28 protein-coding genes and 1 pseudogene are annotated in these 24136 nt (G+C 47.7%); all 29 read left to right on the top strand.

The window, feature by feature from the left end; translation table 11 throughout:
- Positions 1-32 precede the first annotated feature (32 nt).
- The 29 genes and pseudogenes from RS881_RS22680 to RS881_RS22530 all read left to right on the top strand — a co-directional run bounded on the left by RS881_RS22680 (position 33) and on the right by RS881_RS22530 (position 24043).
- On the top strand, positions 33-1367 hold the full coding sequence (locus RS881_RS22680; protein ID WP_315823172.1) for a M48 family metallopeptidase: 1335 nt from the start codon (positions 33-35) through the stop codon (positions 1365-1367).
- A 26-nt stretch (positions 1368-1393) separates the two neighbouring features.
- Positions 1394-2948 (top strand): annotated as a pseudogene (locus tag RS881_RS59860) (DUF6770 family protein).
- A 384-nt stretch (positions 2949-3332) separates the two neighbouring features.
- Positions 3333-3749 (top strand): sigma-70 family RNA polymerase sigma factor, encoded by a 417-nt coding sequence (locus tag RS881_RS22660; RefSeq protein WP_315823170.1) that lies wholly within the window; start codon positions 3333-3335, stop codon positions 3747-3749.
- A gap of 63 nt (positions 3750-3812) precedes the next feature.
- Complete coding sequence (locus tag RS881_RS22655) at positions 3813-4184, top strand: hypothetical protein (protein ID WP_315823169.1); 372 nt, start codon at positions 3813-3815, stop codon at positions 4182-4184.
- 67 nt (positions 4185-4251) lie between these two features.
- Complete coding sequence (locus RS881_RS22650) at positions 4252-5049, top strand: FecR family protein (RefSeq protein WP_315823168.1); 798 nt, start codon at positions 4252-4254, stop codon at positions 5047-5049.
- 380 nt (positions 5050-5429) lie between these two features.
- Positions 5430-6470 carry a SusC/RagA family TonB-linked outer membrane protein gene (locus RS881_RS22645; RefSeq protein WP_315823167.1) on the top strand — a complete coding sequence of 347 codons (1041 nt, stop codon included), beginning with the start codon at positions 5430-5432 and terminating at the stop codon, positions 6468-6470.
- On the top strand, positions 6464-8131 hold the full coding sequence (locus tag RS881_RS22640) for a SusC/RagA family TonB-linked outer membrane protein (RefSeq protein ID WP_315823166.1): 1668 nt from the start codon (positions 6464-6466) through the stop codon (positions 8129-8131). The genes RS881_RS22645 and RS881_RS22640 overlap by 7 nt, the downstream gene beginning before the upstream one ends.
- The gene (locus RS881_RS22635) at positions 8128-8619 is read left to right on the top strand and encodes a hypothetical protein (protein ID WP_315823165.1); all 492 of its coding nucleotides are present in this window, start codon (positions 8128-8130) and stop codon (positions 8617-8619) included. Before RS881_RS22640 ends, RS881_RS22635 begins: the two co-directional genes overlap by 4 nt.
- Positions 8620-8704: 85 nt before the next feature.
- Positions 8705-10102, top strand: a complete 1398-nt coding sequence (locus RS881_RS22630; RefSeq protein ID WP_315823164.1) for a RagB/SusD family nutrient uptake outer membrane protein — start codon at positions 8705-8707, stop codon at positions 10100-10102.
- Positions 10102-11454, top strand: a complete 1353-nt coding sequence (locus RS881_RS22625; protein WP_315823163.1) for a hypothetical protein — start codon at positions 10102-10104, stop codon at positions 11452-11454. Before RS881_RS22630 ends, RS881_RS22625 begins: the two co-directional genes overlap by 1 nt.
- Before the next feature lie 87 nt (positions 11455-11541).
- Positions 11542-11898, top strand: a complete 357-nt coding sequence (locus RS881_RS22620) for a TlpA family protein disulfide reductase (RefSeq protein WP_315823162.1) — start codon at positions 11542-11544, stop codon at positions 11896-11898.
- Between the two features lie 513 nt (positions 11899-12411).
- Positions 12412-13509, top strand: coding sequence for a hypothetical protein (locus RS881_RS22615; protein ID WP_315823161.1), 1098 nt, complete (start codon positions 12412-12414; stop codon positions 13507-13509).
- 47 nt (positions 13510-13556) lie between these two features.
- The gene (locus RS881_RS22610) at positions 13557-13778 is read left to right on the top strand and encodes a hypothetical protein (protein ID WP_315823160.1); all 222 of its coding nucleotides are present in this window, start codon (positions 13557-13559) and stop codon (positions 13776-13778) included.
- Between the two features lie 112 nt (positions 13779-13890).
- Positions 13891-14742 (top strand): hypothetical protein, encoded by an 852-nt coding sequence (locus RS881_RS22605; protein WP_315823159.1) that lies wholly within the window; start codon positions 13891-13893, stop codon positions 14740-14742.
- Position 14743: 1 nt separating this feature from the next.
- A complete protein-coding gene (locus RS881_RS22600; RefSeq protein WP_315823158.1) occupies positions 14744-15811 on the top strand; it encodes a hypothetical protein in 1068 nt (355 codons plus the stop codon).
- 21 nt (positions 15812-15832) lie between these two features.
- Positions 15833-16009, top strand: coding sequence for a hypothetical protein (locus RS881_RS22595; protein WP_315823157.1), 177 nt, complete (start codon positions 15833-15835; stop codon positions 16007-16009).
- 86 nt (positions 16010-16095) lie between these two features.
- Positions 16096-16581, top strand: coding sequence for a hypothetical protein (locus RS881_RS22590; protein WP_315823156.1), 486 nt, complete (start codon positions 16096-16098; stop codon positions 16579-16581).
- Between the two features lie 293 nt (positions 16582-16874).
- Positions 16875-17327, top strand: coding sequence for a hypothetical protein (locus RS881_RS22585; protein ID WP_315823155.1), 453 nt, complete (start codon positions 16875-16877; stop codon positions 17325-17327).
- Complete coding sequence (locus tag RS881_RS22580; RefSeq protein WP_315823154.1) at positions 17288-17647, top strand: hypothetical protein; 360 nt, start codon at positions 17288-17290, stop codon at positions 17645-17647. Before RS881_RS22585 ends, RS881_RS22580 begins: the two co-directional genes overlap by 40 nt.
- Before the next feature lie 40 nt (positions 17648-17687).
- Positions 17688-17933, top strand: coding sequence for a hypothetical protein (locus RS881_RS22575; protein WP_315823153.1), 246 nt, complete (start codon positions 17688-17690; stop codon positions 17931-17933).
- A gap of 115 nt (positions 17934-18048) precedes the next feature.
- Positions 18049-18213: a hypothetical protein gene (locus RS881_RS22570; protein WP_315823152.1), complete on the top strand. Its 165-nt coding sequence runs from the start codon at positions 18049-18051 to the stop codon at positions 18211-18213.
- Positions 18214-18254: 41 nt separating this feature from the next.
- Positions 18255-19517 (top strand): hypothetical protein, encoded by a 1263-nt coding sequence (locus RS881_RS22565; protein ID WP_315823151.1) that lies wholly within the window; start codon positions 18255-18257, stop codon positions 19515-19517.
- Positions 19508-19915, top strand: coding sequence for a hypothetical protein (locus RS881_RS22560; RefSeq protein ID WP_315823150.1), 408 nt, complete (start codon positions 19508-19510; stop codon positions 19913-19915). The genes RS881_RS22565 and RS881_RS22560 overlap by 10 nt, the downstream gene beginning before the upstream one ends.
- Positions 19916-20091: 176 nt before the next feature.
- Positions 20092-20949, top strand: a complete 858-nt coding sequence (locus tag RS881_RS22555; RefSeq protein WP_315823149.1) for a hypothetical protein — start codon at positions 20092-20094, stop codon at positions 20947-20949.
- Positions 20925-21977, top strand: coding sequence for a hypothetical protein (locus RS881_RS22550; protein WP_315823148.1), 1053 nt, complete (start codon positions 20925-20927; stop codon positions 21975-21977). The genes RS881_RS22555 and RS881_RS22550 overlap by 25 nt, the downstream gene beginning before the upstream one ends.
- Complete coding sequence (locus RS881_RS22545) at positions 21974-22495, top strand: hypothetical protein (RefSeq protein WP_315823147.1); 522 nt, start codon at positions 21974-21976, stop codon at positions 22493-22495. The genes RS881_RS22550 and RS881_RS22545 overlap by 4 nt, the downstream gene beginning before the upstream one ends.
- Positions 22496-22574: 79 nt before the next feature.
- The gene (locus RS881_RS22540; protein WP_315823146.1) at positions 22575-22883 is read left to right on the top strand and encodes a hypothetical protein; all 309 of its coding nucleotides are present in this window, start codon (positions 22575-22577) and stop codon (positions 22881-22883) included.
- Between the two features lie 9 nt (positions 22884-22892).
- Positions 22893-23738, top strand: a complete 846-nt coding sequence (locus RS881_RS22535; RefSeq protein WP_315823145.1) for a hypothetical protein — start codon at positions 22893-22895, stop codon at positions 23736-23738.
- Between the two features lie 56 nt (positions 23739-23794).
- A complete protein-coding gene (locus tag RS881_RS22530) occupies positions 23795-24043 on the top strand; it encodes a hypothetical protein (RefSeq protein ID WP_315823144.1) in 249 nt (82 codons plus the stop codon).
- Positions 24044-24136: the final 93 nt, after the last annotated feature.

Raw genomic sequence — 24136 nt, 5'->3', positions numbered from 1 at the left:
GCACGATTCTTTTCCTTATACTTTGCAGCTTAATGAGTTCCTTAAGGATAGCTGCTCAAACCATTGTGTTCACACCAGCCACGGAGGATATTGATCTACTCAAAAAACTTTCCTTACAATATGAGGAAAAGTATAAGCTGACCATTACCAGCCTTCCTGCTCAGAATAAGGAAGACCTTCAAAAACTTTACCAGCAACGTTGGGAAAACATCAAATCCAAATTCAACGATAAAGAGATCTATACAGATCCAACCGCCCGGGGGTACCTCGAAGCCCTGGTCAATGAGCTCATACAGGGTAACCCTCAACTTAAGCAAAGAGATTTCCAATGCTTTTTCTCCCGCTCTGGTATTCCCAATGCCAGCTATATAGGAGAAGGAATCATTCTCTTTAACATGGGGCTCTTTCATCGATTAGAGAATGAAAGCCAGGTAGCTTTTGTGCTGGCCCACGAAATAGCGCATTTTTTTCTCAACCACAGCGATAATGCGATCAACCGGTATGTTAGTGCCCTCAATTCAGAAGAAGTACAGGCTGCTTTGCGTAAGATCAAAGGGTCCGAATTTGGAAAACGCGAACAGGTTGACAAACTCGTGAAAGGCCTCACTTTCAACTCACGCCGCCACAGCAGGGATCATGAAAGCCAGGCCGACTCCATGGCGGTGATGTTCTTACGCAATACAAAATTTGACATCACCAGTGCTGTCACCACACTGGCATTACTCGATACCATTGACACCGACAATTTCAATACGGCTACAGCACTCGAAAACACCTTTAATTCGCCCAAATATCCGTTCCAGAAAAAATGGATCAGAAAAGAAGAAGGCCTCCTGGGAGGTCATGCCTTGCTGAATGAAGACGCCCTCCCCGATGATTCACTAAAAACCCACCCCGATTGCCGGCAAAGGATCCAATACCTGCAACCAATGATCAATTCGGCCAGCCAAACCATTACAGCATCCAATCCTATTAACAAAACTACTTTTGAAACACTTGCCCAAACATTCAGGCAGGAGATCATTGCTTATACCTATACAGCCAACAATTATAGCCGGAGCCTGTATTATACCTTGAGGCAATTGCAAAAAACACCTACCGATCCATACCTCATTACCCACACCGGCACCCTGCTCAATCGTATCTATGAAGCCCAAAAATCACACACACTTGGCAAATACATCGACCTGCCAGGCCCGGCCTATCCGGGTAATTATAACCTCTTGCTACAATTCATCCAAAACCTATATCTCGAAAATATCGCATCTATTAGTTACCATTTCCTCAATCGGCACCATGCCCAATTGAGCCAGCATGAACCATTCAAAGTCGCCTATAGCGCAAGCATTCAAATAGCCCAACAATAACTAAACACTCCACCAAACACCTGAACATGATTAAAAGATTTATCATCGCCATCGCTTTGTGTTGTGCAGGTATGCACCACCTTTATGCGCAAACCAAACTCAGTATCGACAAAGTGTATTCTGCTTATTTACGCAACAGTGGTACCATTATGGAAAATAACCAGATCAAAGGTTATTTTTCCTGTACCAAAGTGATAAAATAGACAAGCGTACCAATGAATACACCCTACAGATCCTCGATCAGAATCTCAACAAGGTAAAAGACATTAAATTCCAGGATTCCAAACAAATTAGCCTCCTGGAAGCCGCCTATAATGGCACCAACCTCGCCTTCCTGTTTAAAAACGCAGAGACCAAGACCCTTGATATGAAAATTTACGCACTGGATGGTAAATTGAAATATACCTACTCAAGGGAATATGACGGAAAAACCGACGACCTCATGCGGCAATATGAAACCATGCATACAGATGAAGGCACCAATCAAAACGTATTCGACCTCGGTGAGCAGGGATTCGCATCCGTATTACCTTTGCGCGATGGTAAGCAGCGCACCTATGAAGTTGACTTTTATTCCTCTCTCTCAAAAAACAATGGACCTATGTACCCAATGATGACGAGGAAAAATATGCACAGGCAGAGTTCCTGGGTAGTACAGATAGCCTCATCATTCTGGAAGTGGTGAAAAAGAAAAGGGCCATGAGCGGTAAAATGGCTGCCAGCCTTATTGGTCTGAACTTCATTACCAAAAAGAAAGAATTTGAAATAGACGCAGAAGGCACAGATTATAAGTTCCTGCCTTCCAGTGTAGTTCAACTGAAAGACTCGCGTAAAGTATTGGTAATGGGTAGCTACTTTGATGTCAACGCCAATATAGCCAAAGATGCAAGTCTCGGACTTGCACTCTACGAAATCGATACCAAGGGGAAGATCCTTAGCAAAACCTATAATACCTGGGGTGGTGATTTTGCCAAATACCTGCCTACCACGGCCAAAGGAAAGATCGAGGATGTAGGTTACCTCTATGTTCATAAACTCCTCAAAACTCCTGAAGGAAAATTATTTGTCGTGGGAGAAGGATATAAACGAAAAGCAAGCGCACTGGGAATTGGCTTGATGGTTTTAAGCCGCGGAGGTTCCAATGCCGGTGTCACCAAAATCGTGATCACCGATATGGTCATGATGGAATTCAATGATAAATACAAGGTCACCAATGCTACAATCTATGACAAAACCCAGAATGATGCCACGGTTACCAATATCAGTGATTACTACAGTCAGCACGCCATAGCCACAATGCTCAAAATGTGGGGCTCTTTTGACTATGAATTCACAACCAGCGAACCCGACAACAGTACCTTCACCGTTTGCTACAGCGATTGGGTAAGAAGCTCAGACTACAAGGGCCAGACCTTCAATACCATTCGCTACACAGGAAGCAAGTTCACTACCGATAAAATTGAATTGAAGTCAAAAGCCAGCAGCATGAAAGTATTTCCTGCCAAATCCGGCTCTGTAATGATCCTGGAATACTTCAAAAAAGATAAACGACTGGACCTCCGCCTGGAAAAACTTGGATAACAAGGAATAGCATATAGTAAGTCCTGCTCCTTAAAAGGGCGGGACTTATTTTTAAAACTGTTTTACATATGATCGGACCCGGTTTTTACTCCTTTCTCACCAACCACCCATCAAACCCTGCATTTTCTTATCTTTACCGCTTACCGTAAACCCTGTCCTGCAACAACCTATTATTACACCAATAATAAATCCAGGTTCAGGAACCCGTGCCTATCACATCTTTATACAATGAGAAAGAACTACTACAACGCGTAGCTGCCGGAAATGGGCCGGCATTTGAACAACTCTTTGACCAATATTGGGATACCATTTACCAGGTGGCTTTTACCCTTACCAAATCCAGGAAACCGCCCGCGACATGGTACAGGAGATCTTTATCAAAATATGGCTTCTCAGAGAAGAATTGCCTCAAAGGACAGCTTCCGCAATTTCCTTTTCATTGTGGCCCGCAACCATATCCTGGACGAATTACGCCGCAAAACAAAAGAGGGCCATTTTACCCAACATTTACAGGCCTGGTTCCGGGAAAGCCCTACCACCCCCGATCAATACCTCCTGTTCCAGGAATCACAAGCCCTTCTCCGCAAAGCCATTGATACCTTACCTGCTCAGCAACGCCAGGTATACCTGCTCACCCGTGAAAATGGCTGGAGCCAGGACGAAATAGCCCAATACCTGCAACTGTCCAAAAGCACCATCAAAACCCATATGGCCCGGGCTTTGGCCGCCATCCGTGCCTACCTGGCCAACCATGCCCAGGGTATTTTGCTGCTGGTTGCCTTCCTGGAATGCCTGCTTTAAAAATATTTTTAACCCTTGTCATACCGCCTTCTTTAAAATACGTCTTTATCAATAGCACATCGTATGAACAGATTTGAAACACTTTGGAAAGCTTACCGCGAAGGCGTACTGCCCGAAGCAGAACTGGCCGAATTCCTGCAACTGATCCAGGATGCCGACAGCCCCCTGGCCGGTAAGGTCGATGAGCTTTTACAACAAGGCATGGAAGGAATGCCCCCGCCAGGTGAAAAGGAACATATCCTGCACCAGATCAGGGAACATATACAACCCGTCCATCCCAAAGTACATTTCCTGAAACGCTATCGTTGGGTAGCGGCAGCAGCCTGTCTACTACTTACCGGCGCTATTGCCTGGTTTACCCTGCGCAAAAGCGGCCAGCAAGATATTACCGGTACGGGGCGGCAGCCATCCCCGTTTATGATGCCGCCCCGGTAAATATGGTGCACAACTTACCCTAAGCAACGGCACCACCATCCTGCTCGACAGCACTTCCAATGGAACATTGGCTGTAGAGGGAAACACCAAAGTCATCAAAACCGATAGTGGCAGGCTCATTTACTCGCCTCCTGCCGGAACAGCACCCGGAGCGGTTGTCTATAATACCATGACTACCCAGCGCGGTCGCCAATTTCAATTAACCCTGCCCGATGGTAGTAAAGTGTGGCTCAATGCCGGCTCTTCCATCACCTACCCCACCGATTTTACCACTACGGCCAGAAAAGTTACCATCACAGGCGAAGCCTACTTTGAGATCAATACCATCCGTAATAAGGCAGGCAATAACATACCCTTTTTCGTAGATATACAGGCAGTTGCCGGCAACGGCCCCAGGGGGCAGGTAGAAGTGCTGGGTACCCATTTTAATATAAACGCCTATAATGATGAAGGCGCTATCAGAACAACACTGCTGGAAGGCAAGGTCAAAATAACACCATCAATAGACGCTCAACTCGTAGTTCGTAGCTCAAAGATGCTGGCTCCCGGCCAGCAAGCCCTTCTGCTTTTAGCTACCAACTCCAATCAGCCCCCTTCTATATCCGTTCGCACAATCGATGCAGATGCCGCAATAGCCTGGAAAAATGGACTGTTTAATTTCCATAAAGCCAGCCTGCCAAGCCTCATGCGACAAATAGCCCGTTGGTATGATGTGGAAGTAGTTTATCGTGGTCCGCTTCCTAACCGCTTATTTGGAGGAGAAATAGAACGTAACCTGCACCTGTCACAGGTCATAAAAATACTGGGTAAAATGGGCGTACAATGTACCATCGAAGACAAAAAGCTGATCGTACTGTCTTCCTAAAGCTGAATCCTGTACGCCCCCTGCAAGCCCACAAACTATCCTAAGAAAGCGCATCAACATCGCCCTCCTGGCTGCTGGCCGGGACAAGGCATCATCTTGCCAGAGAAGGAACAAGGTTATACCTGCATAAAAAACCGGAAAGTGTTCGCGGCACTTCCCGGCATCGTTCAGGCTAACCTTTGACCCGCCATAACACCAAAGAAGGGCGGGCTAAACAATTCCCGGTATACACCGGGAGAAGGACTGTTTATTGTTAAACCAAAACATTACGAAAGTATGCAATTTAAGGCGCTTTTCGATCAGCTTCCCACCCGGAAGTCCGGGCTGGGAGGTTTGTTCAGCAAACAAATGTTCTTAGTGATGAAACTGACTTTTTATTTTTGACCATCGCTTTCCTCCAGGTGAGTGCAGCCGGTGTTGCACAAACCATTTCTTTTTCCGATAAACAGGCACCATTGGAAAAAGCTTTCACTGCCATTAAGAAACAAACCGGTTACGTTGTCTTCTATGATTACAAACTTGTAGAGGGTTTAAGGCCCATTACAGTACATGCCGTTAACCAACCCCTCGAAACCTTTCTCCAAACAATATTGAAAGGCCAGCCATTGGATTATTCCATTGAAGGCAAAACCATTATTATTAGTCCGGCTGCTGCCAACAAAACAGTAGCTTCTACGCCATTTGCAACTGATGCGCCTGATAGACAAGAGATCAGTGGTACTGTAACCGATGCCGACAACAATCCCTTGCCAGGTGTAAGCGTTACCATTAAAGGCACCCATACCGGCACCTCCACCGATGCCAATGGGAAGTTTTCCATTCAGGTTACACCGGGCCAGGTATTATTATTTTCTTCAGTGGGTTATCAATCCATCGAAATAAAAGCAGGCAGCAGCAACACCCTCCAGGTGCAACTGAAACCTGCCAGCAATGAGCTCAACGAATCCGTGGTCATTGGTTATGGCACCGCTATCCGTCGCAGCAATACCGGTTCCGTATCCAGCGTAAAGAGCCGTGACATTGCTTCCCAGCCTGTCATGGATCCACTGGCTGCACTACAAGGTCGCGTACCAGGTTTCTTTGTATCCTCCTCCAATGGCTTGCCAGGCTCCAGCTTTAAAGTGATGCTACGCGGACAAAACTCCATTGCAGGTGGCAACGAACCCTTATACATTATTGATGGTGTACCTTATAATACCGAATCCCTCAACCAGTTCACTTCTGCCAATGGCAATCAAAGCCCCCTGGCTGCTATCAATCCCTCCGACATTGAAAGCATCACCGTATTGAAGGATGCCGATGCTACCGCCATCTATGGTTCAAGAGGCGCCAACGGCGTAATCCTCATCACCACAAAAAAGGCAAAGCTGGCGCTACCCGCTATAATTTTAACGCCTATGCTGGCGCCAGCAAAGTGGTGAATAAGATCGATATGCTGAGCACGCCCGAATACATTCAAATGCGCAAAGAAGCATTTGCCAATGACGGCCTCACCTATACCAGCACCAATGCGCCCGACCTTACTATCTGGGATCAGAATAAAACCACCAACTGGCAGGATTTTATGATGGGGCATTCTGCCAGTGTAACAGAAGTGCAAGGCTCCGCTTCAGGCGGCAATGAACAAACCCGCTTTTTATTGAGTGGCACCTATCGCCGCGAAACCACCGTACTGCCCAATGACCTGGCCTACAAACGCGGTGCTGTTCACCTCAACGTAGATCATACCGGCCTCAATGGTAAATTCAATATCAGCGCCTCAGTGAATTACTCCAGCGCAAGAGATAATTCATTACCCAGCGACTTAACCTCCTTTTACAACCTGGCGCCCAATTATCCCTTATACGATGCCGGTGGCAAATACTACTGGTTCCTAAGCGAACAAAACCCGCAGGCATACCTGCAACGCAGGTCCATTAACCGCACCAATAACCTCGTGGCCAATAGCGTGCTCCGTTATAAAATTATCCCTGGCCTCGACGCCAAAGTAAACCTGGGCTATACCCGTACCACCATGGACCAAACACAGGTATACCCCGGCATTTCATTGCCTCCCACGGTTACGACTGGCAGCTTTTCTTACTTTGGCAACGCCAATGCCACCTCCTATGTGATAGAACCACAACTTGATTACAAACGAACCATTGCTAAGGGTACCCTGGCACTCATGGCTGGCGCTACCTGGCAGGAGAGTTTAAAAGAAGGCGAAAACTTCCTGGCCGAGAACTTTCCCAGCGATGTATTGCTGGAAGATATCAGGTCGGCAGGCAGGTTAACTTCCCGCCCCAGCACCTATCGCTTCTACCGCTACAATTCTTTCTTTGGCCGTGTTAACTACAATTGGGACGAACGCTATATCCTCAATGCTACCTTCCGCCGGGATGGGTCCACCCGCTTTGGTCCTGGCAAACGCTTTGGCAATTTTGGCGCCATAGGCGCAGCCTGGGTATTTACCAACGAATCCTTTTTCCCGGCCACAGGCGTCATTAGCTTTGGTAAGCTGCGCGGTAGCTACGGCACCACCGGCAACGACATCATCGGCGATTATCAATACCTCAACAGTTGGACTACTACTACCTATCCTTACGATGGTATCCCCGGCCTCACCGTAGCCCGGCTGGCCAACCCCAATTACCGTTGGGAAGAAAACCGCAAGCTCGAAACAGCACTTGAATTGGGTTTCTTCAAAAACAGGGTATTGCTCAACACCAACCTCTTTCGCAATATCTCCACCAACCAATTGGTGCAGTATGCCCTTTCACCACAGGCAGGCTTTAGTAGCTATATCGCCAATTTACCCGCCACGGTATTGAATGCAGGTTTGGAAATAGAACTGACCACCACCAATATCCAGACAAAGGATTTCCGTTGGAAATCTTCCTTCAACATGACCCTCAATAAAAATGAACTGAAGGAATTTCCCGGCTTTGAATCCTCTTCCTATGCCAAAACCTATGTCTTAGGCAAATCACTCACCATTGTAAAGGATACCAGTTTACCGGCATTGATCCTCAAACCGGCAAAGCCACCTTCCTCAACATCGACAATAACCCCGCCATCTCCGAAAATGATGATTACGTGATATTGGGCAAAACTATGCCCGATTATTATGGTGGCTTTCAAAACTCTTTCAGCTATAAAGGTTTTGAACTCGATTTCCTCTTTCAGTTTGTGAAACAGGAAGGCCCGGGCATTAATTATGGTTATCTGTCTACACTCTATGGCATCATGAAAAACAAAGACCTGAGCGCATTGGATCGCTGGCAAAAGCAAGGCGATATAGCCAGTGTACCCAAGGCCTCTACCATTTCGGGTAATGTAGCCTACGACCAGTACCGTTTATCCTCGGCCGTATGGGGCGACGCCTCTTACATACGCTTGAAGAACGTATCCCTGCGTTATGACCTGTCGAAGTTTGTAAAGAAGTATAAGTTGAATAACCTGAGTGTATATGTGCTAGGGCAAAACCTGTTCACCATTACCAATTATGATGGGCTCGATCCTGAAACGCAGGGTTTAGTAATGCCTCCGCTAAAGACCATTACAGCAGGTGTTCAATTCGCTTTTTAAAGTATAACCTGGGTGAGTCGCCTTTCAAAGAAGGCTCACCCAGTTGAAGAGTTAACAACAGAAAACAGACTAAAGAAAAATGACAATGAAACGCATCCATATATTATTAATAAGCATATCCCTGGTGGCGGCAGCTTCCTGCAAAAAATATGTAGACACCCCCTTTCCTAAAAATGAATTATCGGCCGACCTGACGTTTACAGACGACAAAACAGCCACCTCTGCTATGGTGGGCTTGTACAGCAACATGAATGCATTGAATTATTATTATGCCAATGTGCTTATGAACTACCTCACCGCCATGCAGGCCGATGACCTGTATTATTCGTCCACCTTTGCCAATTACGATGTATTCAGGCAAAATAGCCTGTTACCCAGTAGCCAGTATGTACAAAGCATGTGGAAGGATCAGTATGCTTATATTTTCCATGCCAATAGCTGTATTGAAGGATTAACAGCTGCCACAGCACTTACCCCGGCTGTAAAGAACCAACTCCTGGGAGAGGCTTATTTTATGCGGGCCTTCCTCCATTTTTACCTCGTTAATATGTATGGCGATGTTCCCTTGATCACCAATACCAAATACCTGGAAAACAACATAAAGCCCCGCGAAAAAACAGCCATTGTATACGATTCCGTCATTAAGGACCTCACCAGGGCCAAAACCCTGATGGCCGACAATTATACTTCCAGCAACCGCGTGCGTCCCAATAAGGCAGCCGCCACCGCCTTACTGGCAAGGGTATACCTGTATACCAAACAATGGTCCCTGGCCGAAACAGAGGCTTCACTCGTCATCAACAATGGCCTGTATTCCCTGCCGAAAGACCTCAATACCGTATTCTTGGCCAATAGCCGCGAAGCCATCTGGCAACTGCAACCAGTGAACACTGCTGGTGGCCGCAATACCTGGGAAGGTTTCACATCCACCCCTGTCACTCCTACAACACCACCTTTATTCCGCCTGGATACCCTTAACCTCATCAGGAAGTTTGAAACAGGCGACCAGCGCCTGGCCAAATGGACAGGGTTCCTCAAACAATCTACAGGGGCTACCGTTTATTATCCTTATAAATACAAAATACGGGTGAACCCTGCCAACGTCACTACCGTTACCGAATATTCTATGGTGATGCGCCTGGCCGAGCAGTTCCTCATCCGTGCCGAAGCCAAAATACAACAGGACAAACTAAATGAAGGAAGAGCTGATCTGGATTCCATTCGTATCCGCGCCGGTTTAACTGCCTTGCCCGTAAACCTCGATAAGGCAGCATTATTATTGGCAGTAGAACAGGAACGCAAAGTCGAATTGTTTGTAGAATGGGGACACCGCTGGTTCGATCTCAAACGCACCAACCGGGCTACTACTGTACTGGGCGCCATCAAACCCCAGTTCTGGCAGGCTACCGACACCCTGTACCCCATTCCTTCCGATGCCATCAGAACCAATATTTACTTGGAACAAAATGAAGGTTATAAATAATGAAAAAGTTAACCAGTATACGCTCCACGGTGTTCATCTTTATCCTGTCCTGCACAAGCCTCCGGGCGCAGGACAGGGTGAAGATAACCCCACAATTCCCCGAGCGCGGATCAACCGTTACCATTACCTACGATCCCCAGGCGCCCGGCGCTACCATTCCGGCCGATGCAAATGCCATCACACTCGTATTTTCTTATTCCAACCTGTATGATATTGCCTATCGTGTGCCACTACAAAAGAAGGGCAACCAATGGACCACCTCTTTTGTACTGGCACGTTATGCCACCTTTGCTACTTTCTATTTACAAAGCGGGGAGACCATCGACAGACCAACGCCCAGCAGCCATTATGAGCTGGCGGTATTCATTGGTCAAAAACCTGTACGTGACGGTCATTTGTACAAGGGGTATAGCCTGAGTGCCCAAATGGGCAAATCGCCCGACCTGGGCGCCAAACAAGCCGAACAATACCAGCAAGAACTCAACAGCTATCCCGGTAATTACGAAGCCCAGCTTAGGCTGCTGCAATACCAAATGAGCAAGGCTACTGGAGAAGAGAAAGAAAAGATCAGGCAACAGGCACTACAGGTTATTGCCACCAAATTTTACCAGGCGCCTACCGTACCGGGCAATATGAATAAGGTAACCATGGGTTACCTCATCATTGGCGAAAACAGCCGCCTGGATTCTATCCGCAAAGTGGTGAGAGAAAAATATCCCGATACTGAACTGGGACGTGAACTATACACCAGCTTTATTGCAAAAGAAAAAGATACCACAACGCAGATCGCCTTGTTTGAAAAAGCCCTGAAGAAGGAAACGTCGAAGAATGAAAAGTCATTCGTGGAAATGCATGATCGCTTATTCAATATCTATGCTGCCCGCAAAAATGCCACCAAGGCCCTGTACCATGCCCGTAAAACGGCCCGCAAAACAGATGACCCTTACTGGCCCGTAACCCTGAAAGGCATTGCGCAGACCCTGCTCGACAATGAGCTGGCCCTGGATTCCGCCCGTGGGTATACCGAACAGGCCCTCGGCTTGTCAAATCAATTTCCCGTTGGCGTGATCCGGTATTTCCCAGAAACAGGTTATATATTCCCCTACGTTGACGACAGTACCCGCCAGGCTACCTATAACAAAGCCAGCGGCAACCTCTTGTCCATGCTGGGATTGATAGCTATGAAGCAAGGAAGGGCCAATGATGCCAATAACCACATGGAAGCTGCCATGCAGAAAGCCTCCGACAAAGAAACGCTTGACAATGTGGCCCTTTTTACCAGCAAACCGGCAACACTGCCAAACTGCAGCAACTACAGACCCTGCGTGAAAAGAACATGCTGGATAAGGTAAAAAACAACGGATCAACCAGCCTGCTCCTGCATTCAGTTTTGTTGACCTGACTGGCAAACCAGTTCCCCGGAAGTATGGAAAAACAAAGTGGTCATCATTGATTTCTGGGCTACCTGGTGCGTGCCTTGTATGCAGGAAATGCCCTATATCCAACGTTTGTATGAAAAGTACAAGGACAATCCTTCCGTCTTGTTCATGATCGTTAACAGTGGCGCCCGCAATACCCTGGCCGATGCCCAGGGCTGGAATGGCAATAAGAAATACAGCTTCCCGGTATTCTTTAATACCGATACCGAAGTGGGCGAAAAATTCAAATTCAATCTAATTCCCGCCACATACGTAATAAATAAGGAGGGGCAGATCCAGTTCAGCAATATTGGATTTGAAGGCCCCGATGTGGAAATGAAACTAAAACTGCAGATCGAGCTGTTGCTGACACCCTGAGCATTGAATTGACGGCATTCCGCTCAGTTGCCAGCCTCTGGCTGATGACGCCTATTTCAAAGCCTCCGGCTTTTAGGCTATACTCACATAATTAAGCGTGATCCGTATTCCACGCATCACGCTCCCGTGAAAACAAGAAAAAGGCAAACCAGTGGCCACACTGCATTTGCCTTTTGTTGGGTTGCCCACGCCTTTACCCGCTTTTCCTATTACCCTCCACACACTTATCGCCCAAATCAACACACTTACGCACTCAATCTGCACATTTAAGACTTTGTGCTAGGTAGAATTAATATTTATACTTTACTTTAGTATTGACGATAACAGTCACGGCCCCTATAAGGCCCAACCGTTATATCATAAATATTTCGCATTAACCAAACCCAACCTGACTATGAACCCGCTACTATCTTCTACCAGTTAAGGCCGCTTTGCATTACAGTAAACATGCTTACTTTTTAACATACGAGGCTACTCGTATATCCTCATCATGTCTAACCAAAACGTAACCATTTGATCCTGCGTGAGAAATTCTATTGGCGTATACTATGCATATCTGGCTTGTTCTTGATAGCCGGTTCAAGCATATTGGCCCAGGCGCCAACCAGTCGTTTTTCTCCTTCTACCCCATCAGACCCAATTCCCGACCTCAGGTTCGATTCCATCAGCTGGTACTACAGGGCAGCCTGTAAAGGGATTACCCGGGACTGGTTGCTGCTACCTGCTAAAAAGCAGCCTGGCATACCGGCATCCAACAACAATAGTTTGCCTGCCCCGCCAGCAATCCGCCAACATAAACCATTCTTAACCATTCACGGCAATGTTCAATACAACTTTCTCTACCGGTCATTTGTAGACACTCCTTTTGCTCAACATGATTTTCAGCAGCACACTATTCAAACATCCCTGAATATTACCATCAGGGACAGACTACCATTAAGAGTAAACCTTTCCCAACGTATCAGTAATTCACCTTACTTCAGGAACTTCCTCGACCTCAATACACAGTTTGACCGCTTTGCCTACGTAAAAAATGTACGGCAACAATTATTAGATCGTATAGCAAGCCGCTACCTCCAACATCCCGACCTTTCTAAAGCAGAACAGGCATTAAAGGAGCTGACCGACCGGTACAATAACCTGAAAAAGATGTTGAGCAGTGGCGATGTACGGCAAAAGATCGTAGAAGAAAGAGAAAAAGCCTTACGCCGGCAATCAACCTCCAGGCTCACCCTCAATCAACCTGTATTACCAGACCTGACAGTGCCAGACCTTGATCAACGGCAATTCTATAAACTAAAGGAAAAAGTACAGGAGCAGGCCACTACCGCTTTACAACCCGACAGCAGTTATTCGCAATACATCCACCAAAAGAAAAAGGAATTAGACAGCCTGCAGCAGCGCATGACACGGATGCAAACCTCCACCGACAGTTTGCGCAATGCACTCAATAAAACCCTTATTCAGGCGAACCAACAGGTATACAAAGCTACCTCGCTGGCTGGTCTGCAAAAAATAGCCACTGACAATAACCTGATCGAAGAAAGGCCCCGCGGAGTAGAGCGTTTTCTGGCCCATGTAAAAGCCTGGGTATTGGCCGCTCTGTCGTGAACTATTCCGAACTAACTGCCTGGAATGTTTCCTTAACCGGCTTCAGTATGGAATACAATCCGGGCGTCTACACAGCACTCGCCGTGGGTAAGATCGATTATGGCTTCAGGGATTTCCTGGGCAGGAATACCAGGCAAAAGGGACAAAACTTCCTCATGGGCCGCATAGGCCTCGGCAATATTGAAAAGAAAGCCATCATTTTTCAGCTTTTACAGGTAGAAGATATTCCTATGGCAGCTTCCTGTCTGATACTGTTTCCAATTACGTAAACCTCACGGGCTATTCTGTCGAAGCCATTTTTAAAAAGACGAAAACACTTCTTTCAGCGCCGAGATAGCCAAGACGACAAAGCCAGTCAGTGGACGCTCACCAGAAGACGGCATGAAAAGCTTGTGGCAGTTCCAGGACAATGCCAACCTGGGCATAAGTGTGAAAGGACAAACCATGATCAACAAGACTGCTACCCGCCTCAGCGGTTTCTACCGGAAGACGGGTGAGAGCTTCCAATCCTTCAGCCTGTTTACCTACAATACCGATCAAACCTCCTGGTCCGTAAAAGTCGATCAACCCTTTCTGAAAAATAAGATCAATGTAATTGCCTCCCTGCGCAGGAATGACTTCCTCAATCCTTTCACTGAAAAAACATTCAAGACCAGCAGCATTTTCAAAAGTGTGCAGGTAAATATCCGTTTCCCAAAATGGCCCGTATTGAGTGTGGGTTATTACCCGGGAACCCAGTTGTATGTAGTAAATAAGGAAAGGATCCGGGAAAATGCCTATTACCTGTTCAATGGCTCCTTGCTATACCAGTATGCTGCCGGCAATGCCAGGATGTTATCCTCTATCCTGTACAACAGGTATGCAGGAAAAGGTACCGATTCGGGATTTATCGCTTATGCGGGCACTACCTATATGGCATCACAAACGGTAATGATTGGTAAAGCACAATTGCAGGGTGTATATGTGTATACCAACCAGGAACAGCTGCAATATTATACACTCGAAGCCAATGGTGATTATTGGCTGGCTACCTGGCTGCAGGCAGGTGCCGGCATTAAGTACAACCGGGTAGCAGGCGGAAAAACCTATATGGGTAGCCGCGGCAGCCTGGGCATCGACATTAAAAAACTGGGTGGATTAAGGCTCCAATATGAAAAATCCTATTTACCAACCATCTGGCAAACCTTATACCCGGTCGAAACAGGAACCCTATCATGGTTTAAATATTTCTGATATGAAATGGAAACTGGTCAATTTGTTATGTTTTCTAATGCCCATCCTGGTACAGGCACAGGTAACCGTGAATGTTGTATTGCCTCCCGCTGGTATGGTACAGAAAGAGCAGCTATGGAACCTCGCTTTAACCAACAACAGTACCCCCATGGAGGTAATGATCTATTTTACCCTGCAGGATGCGGTAACCGGACAAACGGTGCTCACCGCCGGCACCAGGAGTGTATCACTTGCCAAAGGCGTAAAAATGATCCAGCTCAGGGATGTGCAGCCTGTTCAATACAACAATGCAGCCATCGGGTTTACCGGCCATTTCCTGCCGCTGGGTGCCTACCTGGCCTGTTATACCATCAACCGGTTGGAAGGCGACGGCAGTACAGCCATTGCTTCTGAATGTGTACGGCTTACTATCAACCCACTCAGCCCTCCCCTGCTCAATACCCCTGCCGACAAATCGACCATTGCCAATGCCTATCCTCCATTTACCTGGCTGCCTCCCACGCCCATGGATATGTTTGACAACCTGCAGTATGATATCAGTGTGGCAGAACTAATGCCGGGTCAATCGCCTGCAGAAGCTATTCTTTATAATACACCACAGTATGTTGCCAGCCGCCTCAAACAACCTTTTGATCAATATCCGGCAACTTATTCCAAATTGACAGCCGGTAAAACCTATGCCTGGCAGGTAACGGCCCGCAATGCAGGCACCTATGCAGCTGTCACTGAAGCCTGGATCTTCACGGTGGCAGCCGATTCTCTAATAACAACACCTGTTGTAACCAGTTATATACAATTAAAAAGCCGGCAGGAGAAAGCCGGCATCAGCTATATCACCGGCAGGGAATTGCATATTAAGTATTATGCTTACGACCCGGCAAGGATAACGACGATCAGGATACTGGCCCGGGACCAAACCCTGTTGCTGGAGGAAAAGCGAACGCTCACCTATGGTGATAATTTTATCACTCTTTCCTTAGGTAACCGGTTTCGTAAAGAACAGGTGTACCAGGTGACCATCACCGATCTCAACAACAATACTTATACCGCAGCATTCAGCATACAATAACCCTTTCTAACAGGATTTATTATGATTCAATTACTGGCAGCAAAGTACAACAAGCATATAGCCTACGTATTACTCCTTCTCTTCATAAGCAGTCTTGCCCCTGTATATAGCCGCACCAGTGAGGCGCGATTACCTGCCGTTCGTGCCGGCATTTTCAATACCGGTATTCAACCTGCAACGGAAGTTACCAACGGGTAAGTCAGCCACCAATGGGCGCTCCGCTTACGGGACCAGCGACCGAAACGTCACAGGCAACTACTCCCCAGCCAGACCGTATTCCATCTATGGCGTCACGAGGCCCCAGGCAGGTAGCCAATGGCGGTCCCAGCCAGCCCGAAATGTCTTCCTTTCAGGCAGCAGGCGCCAACAATATGGTGAGTCTCTTTACCGGCGACTTCAGCTATAATATTCCCTTGCTGGATGTGGGTGGTTATCCCGTAAATATATTCTATGATGGTTCGGTGTCTATGGAACAAGAGGCGAGTTGGGTGGGGCTCGGGTGGAATGTCAACCCCGGCAACGTGAACCGGAACATGCGCGGAATACCCGATGATTTCAATGGCAACGATACCCTGGTCACCATTCAAAGCATGAAACCCAATAAAACCTGGGGCATTAGCCTGGGGGCAGACCTTGAGATTAGTGGTGTCAAAACAAAATTACCAGACTGGCTTTCCGTGTCCGTTGGTCTAAATCTGGGGGTTTCGTTCAACAATTACCTGGGGCCTGCCCTCGATCTGGGCATAAAGGGGGCGCCAATTTCAAAATAGCCGGAAAGGCAAAAGCGGAAAAAAAGCGGGGACTCTACCGACCTTAAGGTTGGCATAGGGGTAGCTGCCAATATCAATTCACGTTATGGACTCACCCTTTCGCCCAACGTTTCATTAACAGGCAGTCATTTTACCAATACCAGAAGTATTACTTCCGGTTTATCACTGGCTACCAGTTATAACTCCAGAACAGGTATTAAGGCCCTACAGATTACTGAACAAACGAGCTTTAACGCAAAAGCTTTGATCCGGACTGAAAAAAATAAAAGGGCGTTACCCATGTAAGCGAAGACATGCGATCAGTCACTTATGGAGCCAGGCTGGCTGGCACTTCCATCAGCTTTGCCAAACCCAGCTATTCACCTGCTATCCGCATGCCATTGACCAATGAAGCCTGGTCGGGCCATTTCCAGCTGGGCGGTGGTATCTGGGGCGTTTATGGATCGGCCGAAGCAGAAGTATACGGGCAGGTATCTACCATTGCTCCCGGTGATGTAGAACAACGCAAACCCATGGTAGGCTATCTCTATTATGAAAATGCACGTAACAATCCGGCTGCCGTAATGGATTTTACCCGCCTCAACGATAAAGAAGTTACTTCCAATACCCCCATCATTTCGGCCCCACAGTATACCTATGATGTTTTTCCATTCAGGGCGAAGGCACAGGAGGCTCTATCAGGGCCTATCGCAATGACCATGGTTATATGCGCGATAATTATACCGGCTCACGCGATAAGAACCTGAGCATCGGGGCCGATATTGGCATACCTGGCCACTTCGGCGCCAATGTAAATACTATTAAAACGCCTTCTTCCATTGGCGAATGGGCACAGGGCAACCAGCTAAGGGATGCCCTTGGTTTCACCAAAGGATCAGGAACCTGGGAAAATATTTATTTCCGCAATCCCGGCGAAGCCAGTGTACTGCATGACGAGCAATTCAATAAAGTGAGCGGTACCGACCTGGTCCGGTACCGACTGGGTGGCACAAAAGAAATCCCACCGTTGACCCCGTACTGGAAAGATTTTCCCCCTCACAGGAACTCCTGGGTACCGTATCGATGAGCAGCACCCCAGAGCCGCAGGAGCGCAAAAAAGGACCCAGGTGATCAGCATGCTCTCCGCTGCAGATGCTGCTAAAGTAGCATTAGATACTGCGATCAGGAACTATGATAACCAACAAATACTGGATGGTGCGAAGAACCTGGTATTTTCCAATATCAGCCGGGTGAGTGAATACCGTAAAGCACACCATATTTCCCAGATCGATGTGACCGAAGCCGATGGGAAGCGGTATGTATATGGCATTCCTGTTTACAATATCATCCAAAAGATCTTTCTTTCTCTATAGCAACCTCCGATAATGCCGCACAAAATGAAGAAGAGCTGGCGCCCTTCAACCCGTCCGATACAGGCCGCAGCAGCCCCTCCTCGCCACGGGTAGCCAGGTAGATGGATTCCTGCAGGTGACCCGCACACCCGCCTATGCACATTCCTTTTTATTGTCAGGCCTCTTGTCGCCCGATTATGTAGATGTAACCGGCAATGGCATAACCGAAGATGACCTGGGCGGCGCCGTAAAATTCAATTACACAAAGATCACTGCCCCCATAAATGGCGTACGCCACTGACCAACGACAGGTTAGCCAATTTCAATCCTGGCAACCTTTCCGTGAGTAAAGACAACAAGGGCATCATTGCCTATGGAGAAAGAGAGTCCTGGTACCTCCATTCCATTGAATCGAAATCCATGATCGCTTTCTTTATCCTGGGCAACCGGGCAGATGGAAAAGGTGCTACCAATGAAATAGAGGGCATCAATACGAGCGACCCCTCCACCAGGCGGCTCGACCGCATCGACCTGTACAATAAGGCCGATGTTAAAAAGAATGGTATCCCCGGCGCCCGCCCGGTTAAATCCGTACACTTTCAATACAGTTATTCTCTTTGTGCCGATGCACCGGGCAATAATGGCAGTGCCGAATCAGTCGACGGCCAGCCGGTAAATACGGCCAAAGGCAAGCTCACCCTCGATAAAATATACTTCACCTACAATGGTCAATCCAGGGCCAGCAAAAACCAGTATGTTTTTGCCTATGGTTCAGATACCACCCAAAATCCAAAATATGCTCTGAGCGCCTCCGACCGGTGGGGAAGTTATAAGCCAAGGTGGATGAACCCCGGCAATATGAAAAATGCTGATTTTCCCTATACCATTCAACCGAAGAACAATACCGACAGCATACGTGTGAAGCAACAGGCCGGCGCCTGGGCCCTCAAAAAGATCCTCCTGCCTTCAGGCGGCCAACTGGAAGTTGAATACGAAAGTGATGATTATGCTTTTGTGCAGGACCGCCGCGCCAGCGCCATGATGCAGATCGTGGGTTTCGGAACCGGCAGCAGCGCCCTCTCCAATAATTTATACCAAACCTATTGGCCCACAGGTACCGGCAATAATGAACTGGCCGGATTAAGGGAACATGATCGTGTATACATCAAAGTACCCATGGCTTGTAACACCAGGACCGAAGTATTTGAGCGATACCTGCGCGATGGAACACCCCTGGGCACCAACCAACTGGCCTTTAAGCTGGCCATCAATATGCCCAAAGGAATGGAATACGTGAACTCCTATGCTACCGTGGCCGACTATGGGGTGCATAGCGTAGCTGATTCCATCATCTGGGTGCAGTTGAATACGATTGATGGCATCAGCCCCTTATCCCTCACTGCCCTGGAATACCTGCGGGAACAATTGCCCGGTCAGGCCTACCCGGGCTATGATGTGTCGGAGAGCAGCGGAATGAAGCAATTGGGTGAAATGATGGCTGGTTGGGGTCGGCCATCAAAAGTGCTTTCCGCGATCCCCTCAAGCACCTGCGTTCCCAGGGTCTGGCCAAAACTGTACTTCTTACCCGCTCCTTTGTGCGCTTGAATGACCCTGATGGCCGCAAATATGGCGGTGGCAACCGCGTAAGGAAAGTAACCATGAAAGACAACTGGAATACTATGACCGGGCAATACACCTCGTTCTATGGACAACAGTATGATTATACCACATCAGAAGTATTTCAGGGACAAAAGAGAACCATCAGCAGTGGAGTGGCATCTTATGAGCCAGCCATTGGCGGAGAGGAGAATCCCTTTCAAATCATCAGGCAGGTAGCCAATACACTGCCAATGGGCCCCACCTCCTATGGTTCTATCGAAATGCCCGTCCTGGATGCTCTCTTCCCCGCACCCGTAGTAGGTTACAGCAAGGTCACCGTAAGGTCACTGAACAAGGGAGTGCCGGGTGCAAAAAATCCCGCTCAGGTGTTGGCAGGCAGGTAACCGAATTTTATACCGCTAAGGATTTCCCGGTATACTATAATCATACCTCCTTAGACCCTTCATCGGACAAACAATCGCATTCCACTGCATTCAATGCCTTTTTCTATAAGTATGCCTTCGACAGCCGGGCGCTCTCGCAGGGCTTTATCGTAGCTACCAATGACATGCATGGCAAAATGAAGTCCCAATCGTCCTATGCTGAAAATGATTCGACCACCCGGATCAATTATTCAGAAAACTTTTACCGCAATACCGGCTACAAAGGATTGAATGAAAAGTTTGATTTTGCCTGGAACAGCGAAGGTGGCCTCGTAAAGCCGGGCAATATGGGCATCGACATAGAACTGATGACAGATACCCGTGAGTTCTCTATTAAAAGCTCCAGCCGCGAAATACAGGCCCAACTGGACCTCTATCCAGTGGTATTCCCCATCTGGCTACCGTTTATCTGGCCGGTTTTTGGCAATAGCGAAAATACTTACCGCGCTGTCACCACTACCAAGGTCATCAGCTACCATGCGATCCTCGACAGTGTGGTCGTGTTCGACAAAGGCAGCCAGGTATCTACCAAAAACCTCGTATATGATGCCGAAACAGGATCATTGATCGTAAGCCGCACCAATAATGAATACGACAAGCCAGTATACAGTGTCAACTATCCTGCCTGGTGGGCTTATAGCGGCATGGGGCCTGCTTATAAGAATATTGATGCCGTATATAGCCAGGTAAATTTTGCCGATGGTAAGATCACGAGTGGCAATGTGCCACTTAGTTCACTGGAAAGTGGCGATGAATTATTCATCATCAATCCGGGTAGCCCTCCCGGTGATTGTGCAGGACGCCCCATATCGCCGGATACCATTAAAAAGTATGGGCATTTGACAGGAAAAAGAACAGCCAATCCTTGTCCAACCTTAATCCTGACTATGTTTTTATCGACAAGGAGGGAAAAATATATAACCGGTCTAATGTCACCTTCCGCATTGTACGCAGTGGAAAACGAAACCACTTGGCTACAACCGTTGCAGGTGTAGCCCTCCTGAACAATCCGGTCAATTCATCCACCGGAAAGCTTATGGTCAATAACATGAGCAAGGCAATCAATGCTACTGCTGTGGAATTCCGTGAAAAGTGGCAAACAGACAATGATATTATCCGGACAGTCAGTATTCAATATGACCCCTATACCTGCGACAGCACAGAAATAACCGACTGCAATGGTTTCCTGGAAAGACATATCAATCCCTACCATAAAGGACTTATTGGTAATTACAGGCCTTATAGAAGCCTGGTCTTTTATGGTAGCAGAACAGGGGCGCCCCTGGGCGCAGCCACCAATTTGCCCAACAATGGCTTACTGGACAATTTTAAGTTGTACTGGGATTTTGATGGCAGTAATAACCTGGTACCTGATGGCGGCAATACCCAATGGGTTTGGAATAGCCAGGTAACCCGCATCAATGCCAAAGGCATGGAGCTGGAAACCAAAGATGCCATGAATATCTTTACGGGCGCTCAGTATGGCTACGATAAAACCCTGCCGGTAGCGATTGCCAACAACAGCCGGTACAACGAATTGGCCTTCGAAGGGTTTGAGGACTATGGCTATTCGGAATCGTTGAACGGCGCTATCGGCAACCCTTGTACTAAACGGCATATTGACTTCACTGGTATTGCCAATACCCAGATCGTCAATACCAGCCAGGCCGCATTCAATGCCCATTCAGGATCAAATGTGCTGGGTATTAATGCCAACAGCACTGCTGTGAAGTCAATCCCGGTCAGCAATAGCATGATAGATACCGCAAACCTGCGGTTTGGCGGAAACGTGGTAAAGGCATTGAGTTTTTCAGGAGGAAACTATTTCAAAGAGTTTTCTTTACCCACCAGTGCTCCTGCATTCGCGCCCACCTTTACAGCCTCTAACCTTGGCATGAATCTGAATTTCGGATCACATAATGTAACCGGACAAGTCAGCGGCAGTATCCTGGAATACTATGTTGTATACAAGACCCGGCAGTATACAGAGATCACTACCCCAATACCTATAATTTTACTTTGACCGCAGATCAGAGCATTGCCGAACTGGCCAGTCCTGATATTTTCAACAGGGGCACAATTGCGGTTACCATCAGAAAAGCGGCCGATGCGGATGAGGGTGGTGGAGTAGAGGTATTTAGCACCAATAGTATTACCAATAGTATTGTTGCTGCTTTTAGTACCAATAGCACCAATTCTCCGCAAAACTTTTCCGCCTTCCTCACCTGCGATACCTATGTCATTGAAACCCTATGTAGCATTGAACTCCGGAAGCCGTACGACAATGTTACGGGATTTCACCAGCTTATTGCCAGATTCGGTTATAGCTCCAATACCGGCACTACCAGTTACAAATCGTTGACACCAGTACTGGGCTGCAATTATACAACGCCGATCGCAGGAACCGATTCTATGCTGAATCCCACCTTTGGCCTGCCCGCCGGTAAAAAATGCTGTTCAGCGCCTGGGTTAAAGAGGCTTGTGGCGATCCTGCCAACGGCGTGCCCTGCAATAAGAGCACGTATACCGATAATTCGGTGAAACTACAATTTGATGATGCAGGTAATGCTACCGACGTAACACTCTCCCCACCGGCCCCATCATCGACGGTTGGCAACGGGTGGAAGGCGCATTTACCGTTCCTGCCAATGCTACCTCGATGACCCTCCAAATGATCAATAATACAGGAGCCATGGCTTATTATGATGACATCCGCGTTCACCCCTACAATGCTAATATGAAAAGCTATGTATATGATCCGGTAACCCTGCGGCTGGCAGCTGAGCTGGACGGTAATAACTACGCCACTTTCTATGAATACGATGCCGAAGGAGGATTGATCCGCACCAAGGCCGAAACCAATGAAGGCATCAAGACCATCCAGGAAACGAGAAGCTATAAACAAAAAAATGTGACCACCCTTCAATAACTGAATCCCATGATAAACCCACAATCCCCATATCACTTCCTCCGCCGCTTGCTGGTAGCCGCATTGCTCATAGGCTTATGCCCGGCAGCACGCGCCCAGGCTACTGATACCCTGACGCTGATCAGGCAGTTGATCCAGGCCGGTACCGCCTACCGGCAGTTGCCCCTGTATATAGAAATGGAAATGAAGAACACTACCAATTTCATGACCGGTGAGGACGATACAGCCAGTACAACAGGCAGTTTCTACCTCCTCTCCCACGCTGCCTATGTACGGATGGGCGAAGCCGAACAGTTAATTACCGATTCCATGGCCTTGGTGGTGAGCAATAAGCTGGAACGCATGATGCTGTACAAGGATGGTCAGGCCGCCTTGTCACAAATGAAAATGCCCGGAGGGCTGAGTTGGCAGGACTCCTCGGCTACTCAAATAGCCGCCCGATATACCCTGCAACGCTTATCTGTTGATAACAGCAAGGAGGTATATCATATTACCGATAAGCGGTTGTTATATGGTACTACCCTACCCCGCGAGTCCATGGAATTACAGTTTGAGGCCGGCACCCATCAGCCATTGGCCATGATCGCACTCAAACGTACACTGGTACCCCTACCGGCAGAAGACTATTCTTCCCTCCGGCAAAATACCAGCCTGGCGGGCAACCTGCTGAACCTGGGAGACAAGGAATATTACCTGATCAGGGAACAAAAGAACAGTTTTATCTATAAGGCCATCAGTCATGATACGGGCAGGAAGATACCCATAACCATGTCCGATAGGGTGCGGCCCGACAGCCAGGGAATTTATCAGCCCGTGGAAGCCTATAAACATTTTGTACTGTCCATTCATGAATGATCAATCCAGTATCCATTTACCCAAGGAAAGAACTTTTTAACACTATACCGACCATCATGCGATCTGAACAACTGCTTTTAATAAAGGATATTATAGTCAGGAAGACTGTCAAAACCCTGCTCCTGTTGTTGACCGTTGTAAGTATCTCACTGCCTGCCCTTGCCAGGCAGCAGGATGACGGTATAGAAGACAATATTCAATTGCAACAGCTTACCGGCGTCTCCCTGGTCCTGAATGCCACGGCAGTCACCGCTTTTCCCAGGGCACTGAAACGGGTGCGGCCATCTGGAATATTATCAGCCTGAAGGTAAAAGAAGAAACAAACTTATTTATCAGGGGAAACTTTACTGCCACAGTAAAGATCAGGATAGAGTATGGCGACAACCCTTCCAGTCTTC

Origin of the sequence: Paraflavitalea speifideaquila (assembly GCF_032395985.1) — a bacterium.
Lineage (GTDB): Bacteria > Bacteroidota > Bacteroidia > Chitinophagales > Chitinophagaceae > Paraflavitalea > Paraflavitalea speifideaquila.
Note: the sequence above shows the minus strand (reverse complement) of the source record. Positions and strands in the feature narration are given on the sequence as shown.

What these genes read in the sequence shown, in the direction of transcription:
- RS881_RS22680 (WP_315823172.1), top strand. Translation starts at nt 33, where the DNA reads ATGAGTTCCTTAAGGATAGCTGCTCAAACCATTGTGTTCACACCAGCC.
- RS881_RS22660 (WP_315823170.1), top strand. Translation starts at nt 3,333, where the DNA reads ATGGCTTCTCAGAGAAGAATTGCCTCAAAGGACAGCTTCCGCAATTTC.
- RS881_RS22655 (WP_315823169.1), top strand. Translation starts at nt 3,813, where the DNA reads ATGAACAGATTTGAAACACTTTGGAAAGCTTACCGCGAAGGCGTACTG.
- RS881_RS22630 (WP_315823164.1), top strand. Translation starts at nt 8,705, where the DNA reads ATGAAACGCATCCATATATTATTAATAAGCATATCCCTGGTGGCGGCA.
- RS881_RS22625 (WP_315823163.1), top strand. Translation starts at nt 10,102, where the DNA reads ATGAAAAAGTTAACCAGTATACGCTCCACGGTGTTCATCTTTATCCTG.
- RS881_RS22610 (WP_315823160.1), top strand. Translation starts at nt 13,557, where the DNA reads ATGGAATACAATCCGGGCGTCTACACAGCACTCGCCGTGGGTAAGATC.
- RS881_RS22605 (WP_315823159.1), top strand. Translation starts at nt 13,891, where the DNA reads ATGAAAAGCTTGTGGCAGTTCCAGGACAATGCCAACCTGGGCATAAGT.
- RS881_RS22600 (WP_315823158.1), top strand. Translation starts at nt 14,744, where the DNA reads ATGAAATGGAAACTGGTCAATTTGTTATGTTTTCTAATGCCCATCCTG.
- RS881_RS22595 (WP_315823157.1), top strand. Translation starts at nt 15,833, where the DNA reads ATGATTCAATTACTGGCAGCAAAGTACAACAAGCATATAGCCTACGTA.
- RS881_RS22590 (WP_315823156.1), top strand. Translation starts at nt 16,096, where the DNA reads ATGGCGTCACGAGGCCCCAGGCAGGTAGCCAATGGCGGTCCCAGCCAG.
- RS881_RS22585 (WP_315823155.1), top strand. Translation starts at nt 16,875, where the DNA reads ATGCGATCAGTCACTTATGGAGCCAGGCTGGCTGGCACTTCCATCAGC.
- RS881_RS22580 (WP_315823154.1), top strand. Translation starts at nt 17,288, where the DNA reads ATGCGCGATAATTATACCGGCTCACGCGATAAGAACCTGAGCATCGGG.
- RS881_RS22555 (WP_315823149.1), top strand. Translation starts at nt 20,092, where the DNA reads ATGAAGTCCCAATCGTCCTATGCTGAAAATGATTCGACCACCCGGATC.
- RS881_RS22535 (WP_315823145.1), top strand. Translation starts at nt 22,893, where the DNA reads ATGATAAACCCACAATCCCCATATCACTTCCTCCGCCGCTTGCTGGTA.
- RS881_RS22530 (WP_315823144.1), top strand. Translation starts at nt 23,795, where the DNA reads ATGCGATCTGAACAACTGCTTTTAATAAAGGATATTATAGTCAGGAAG.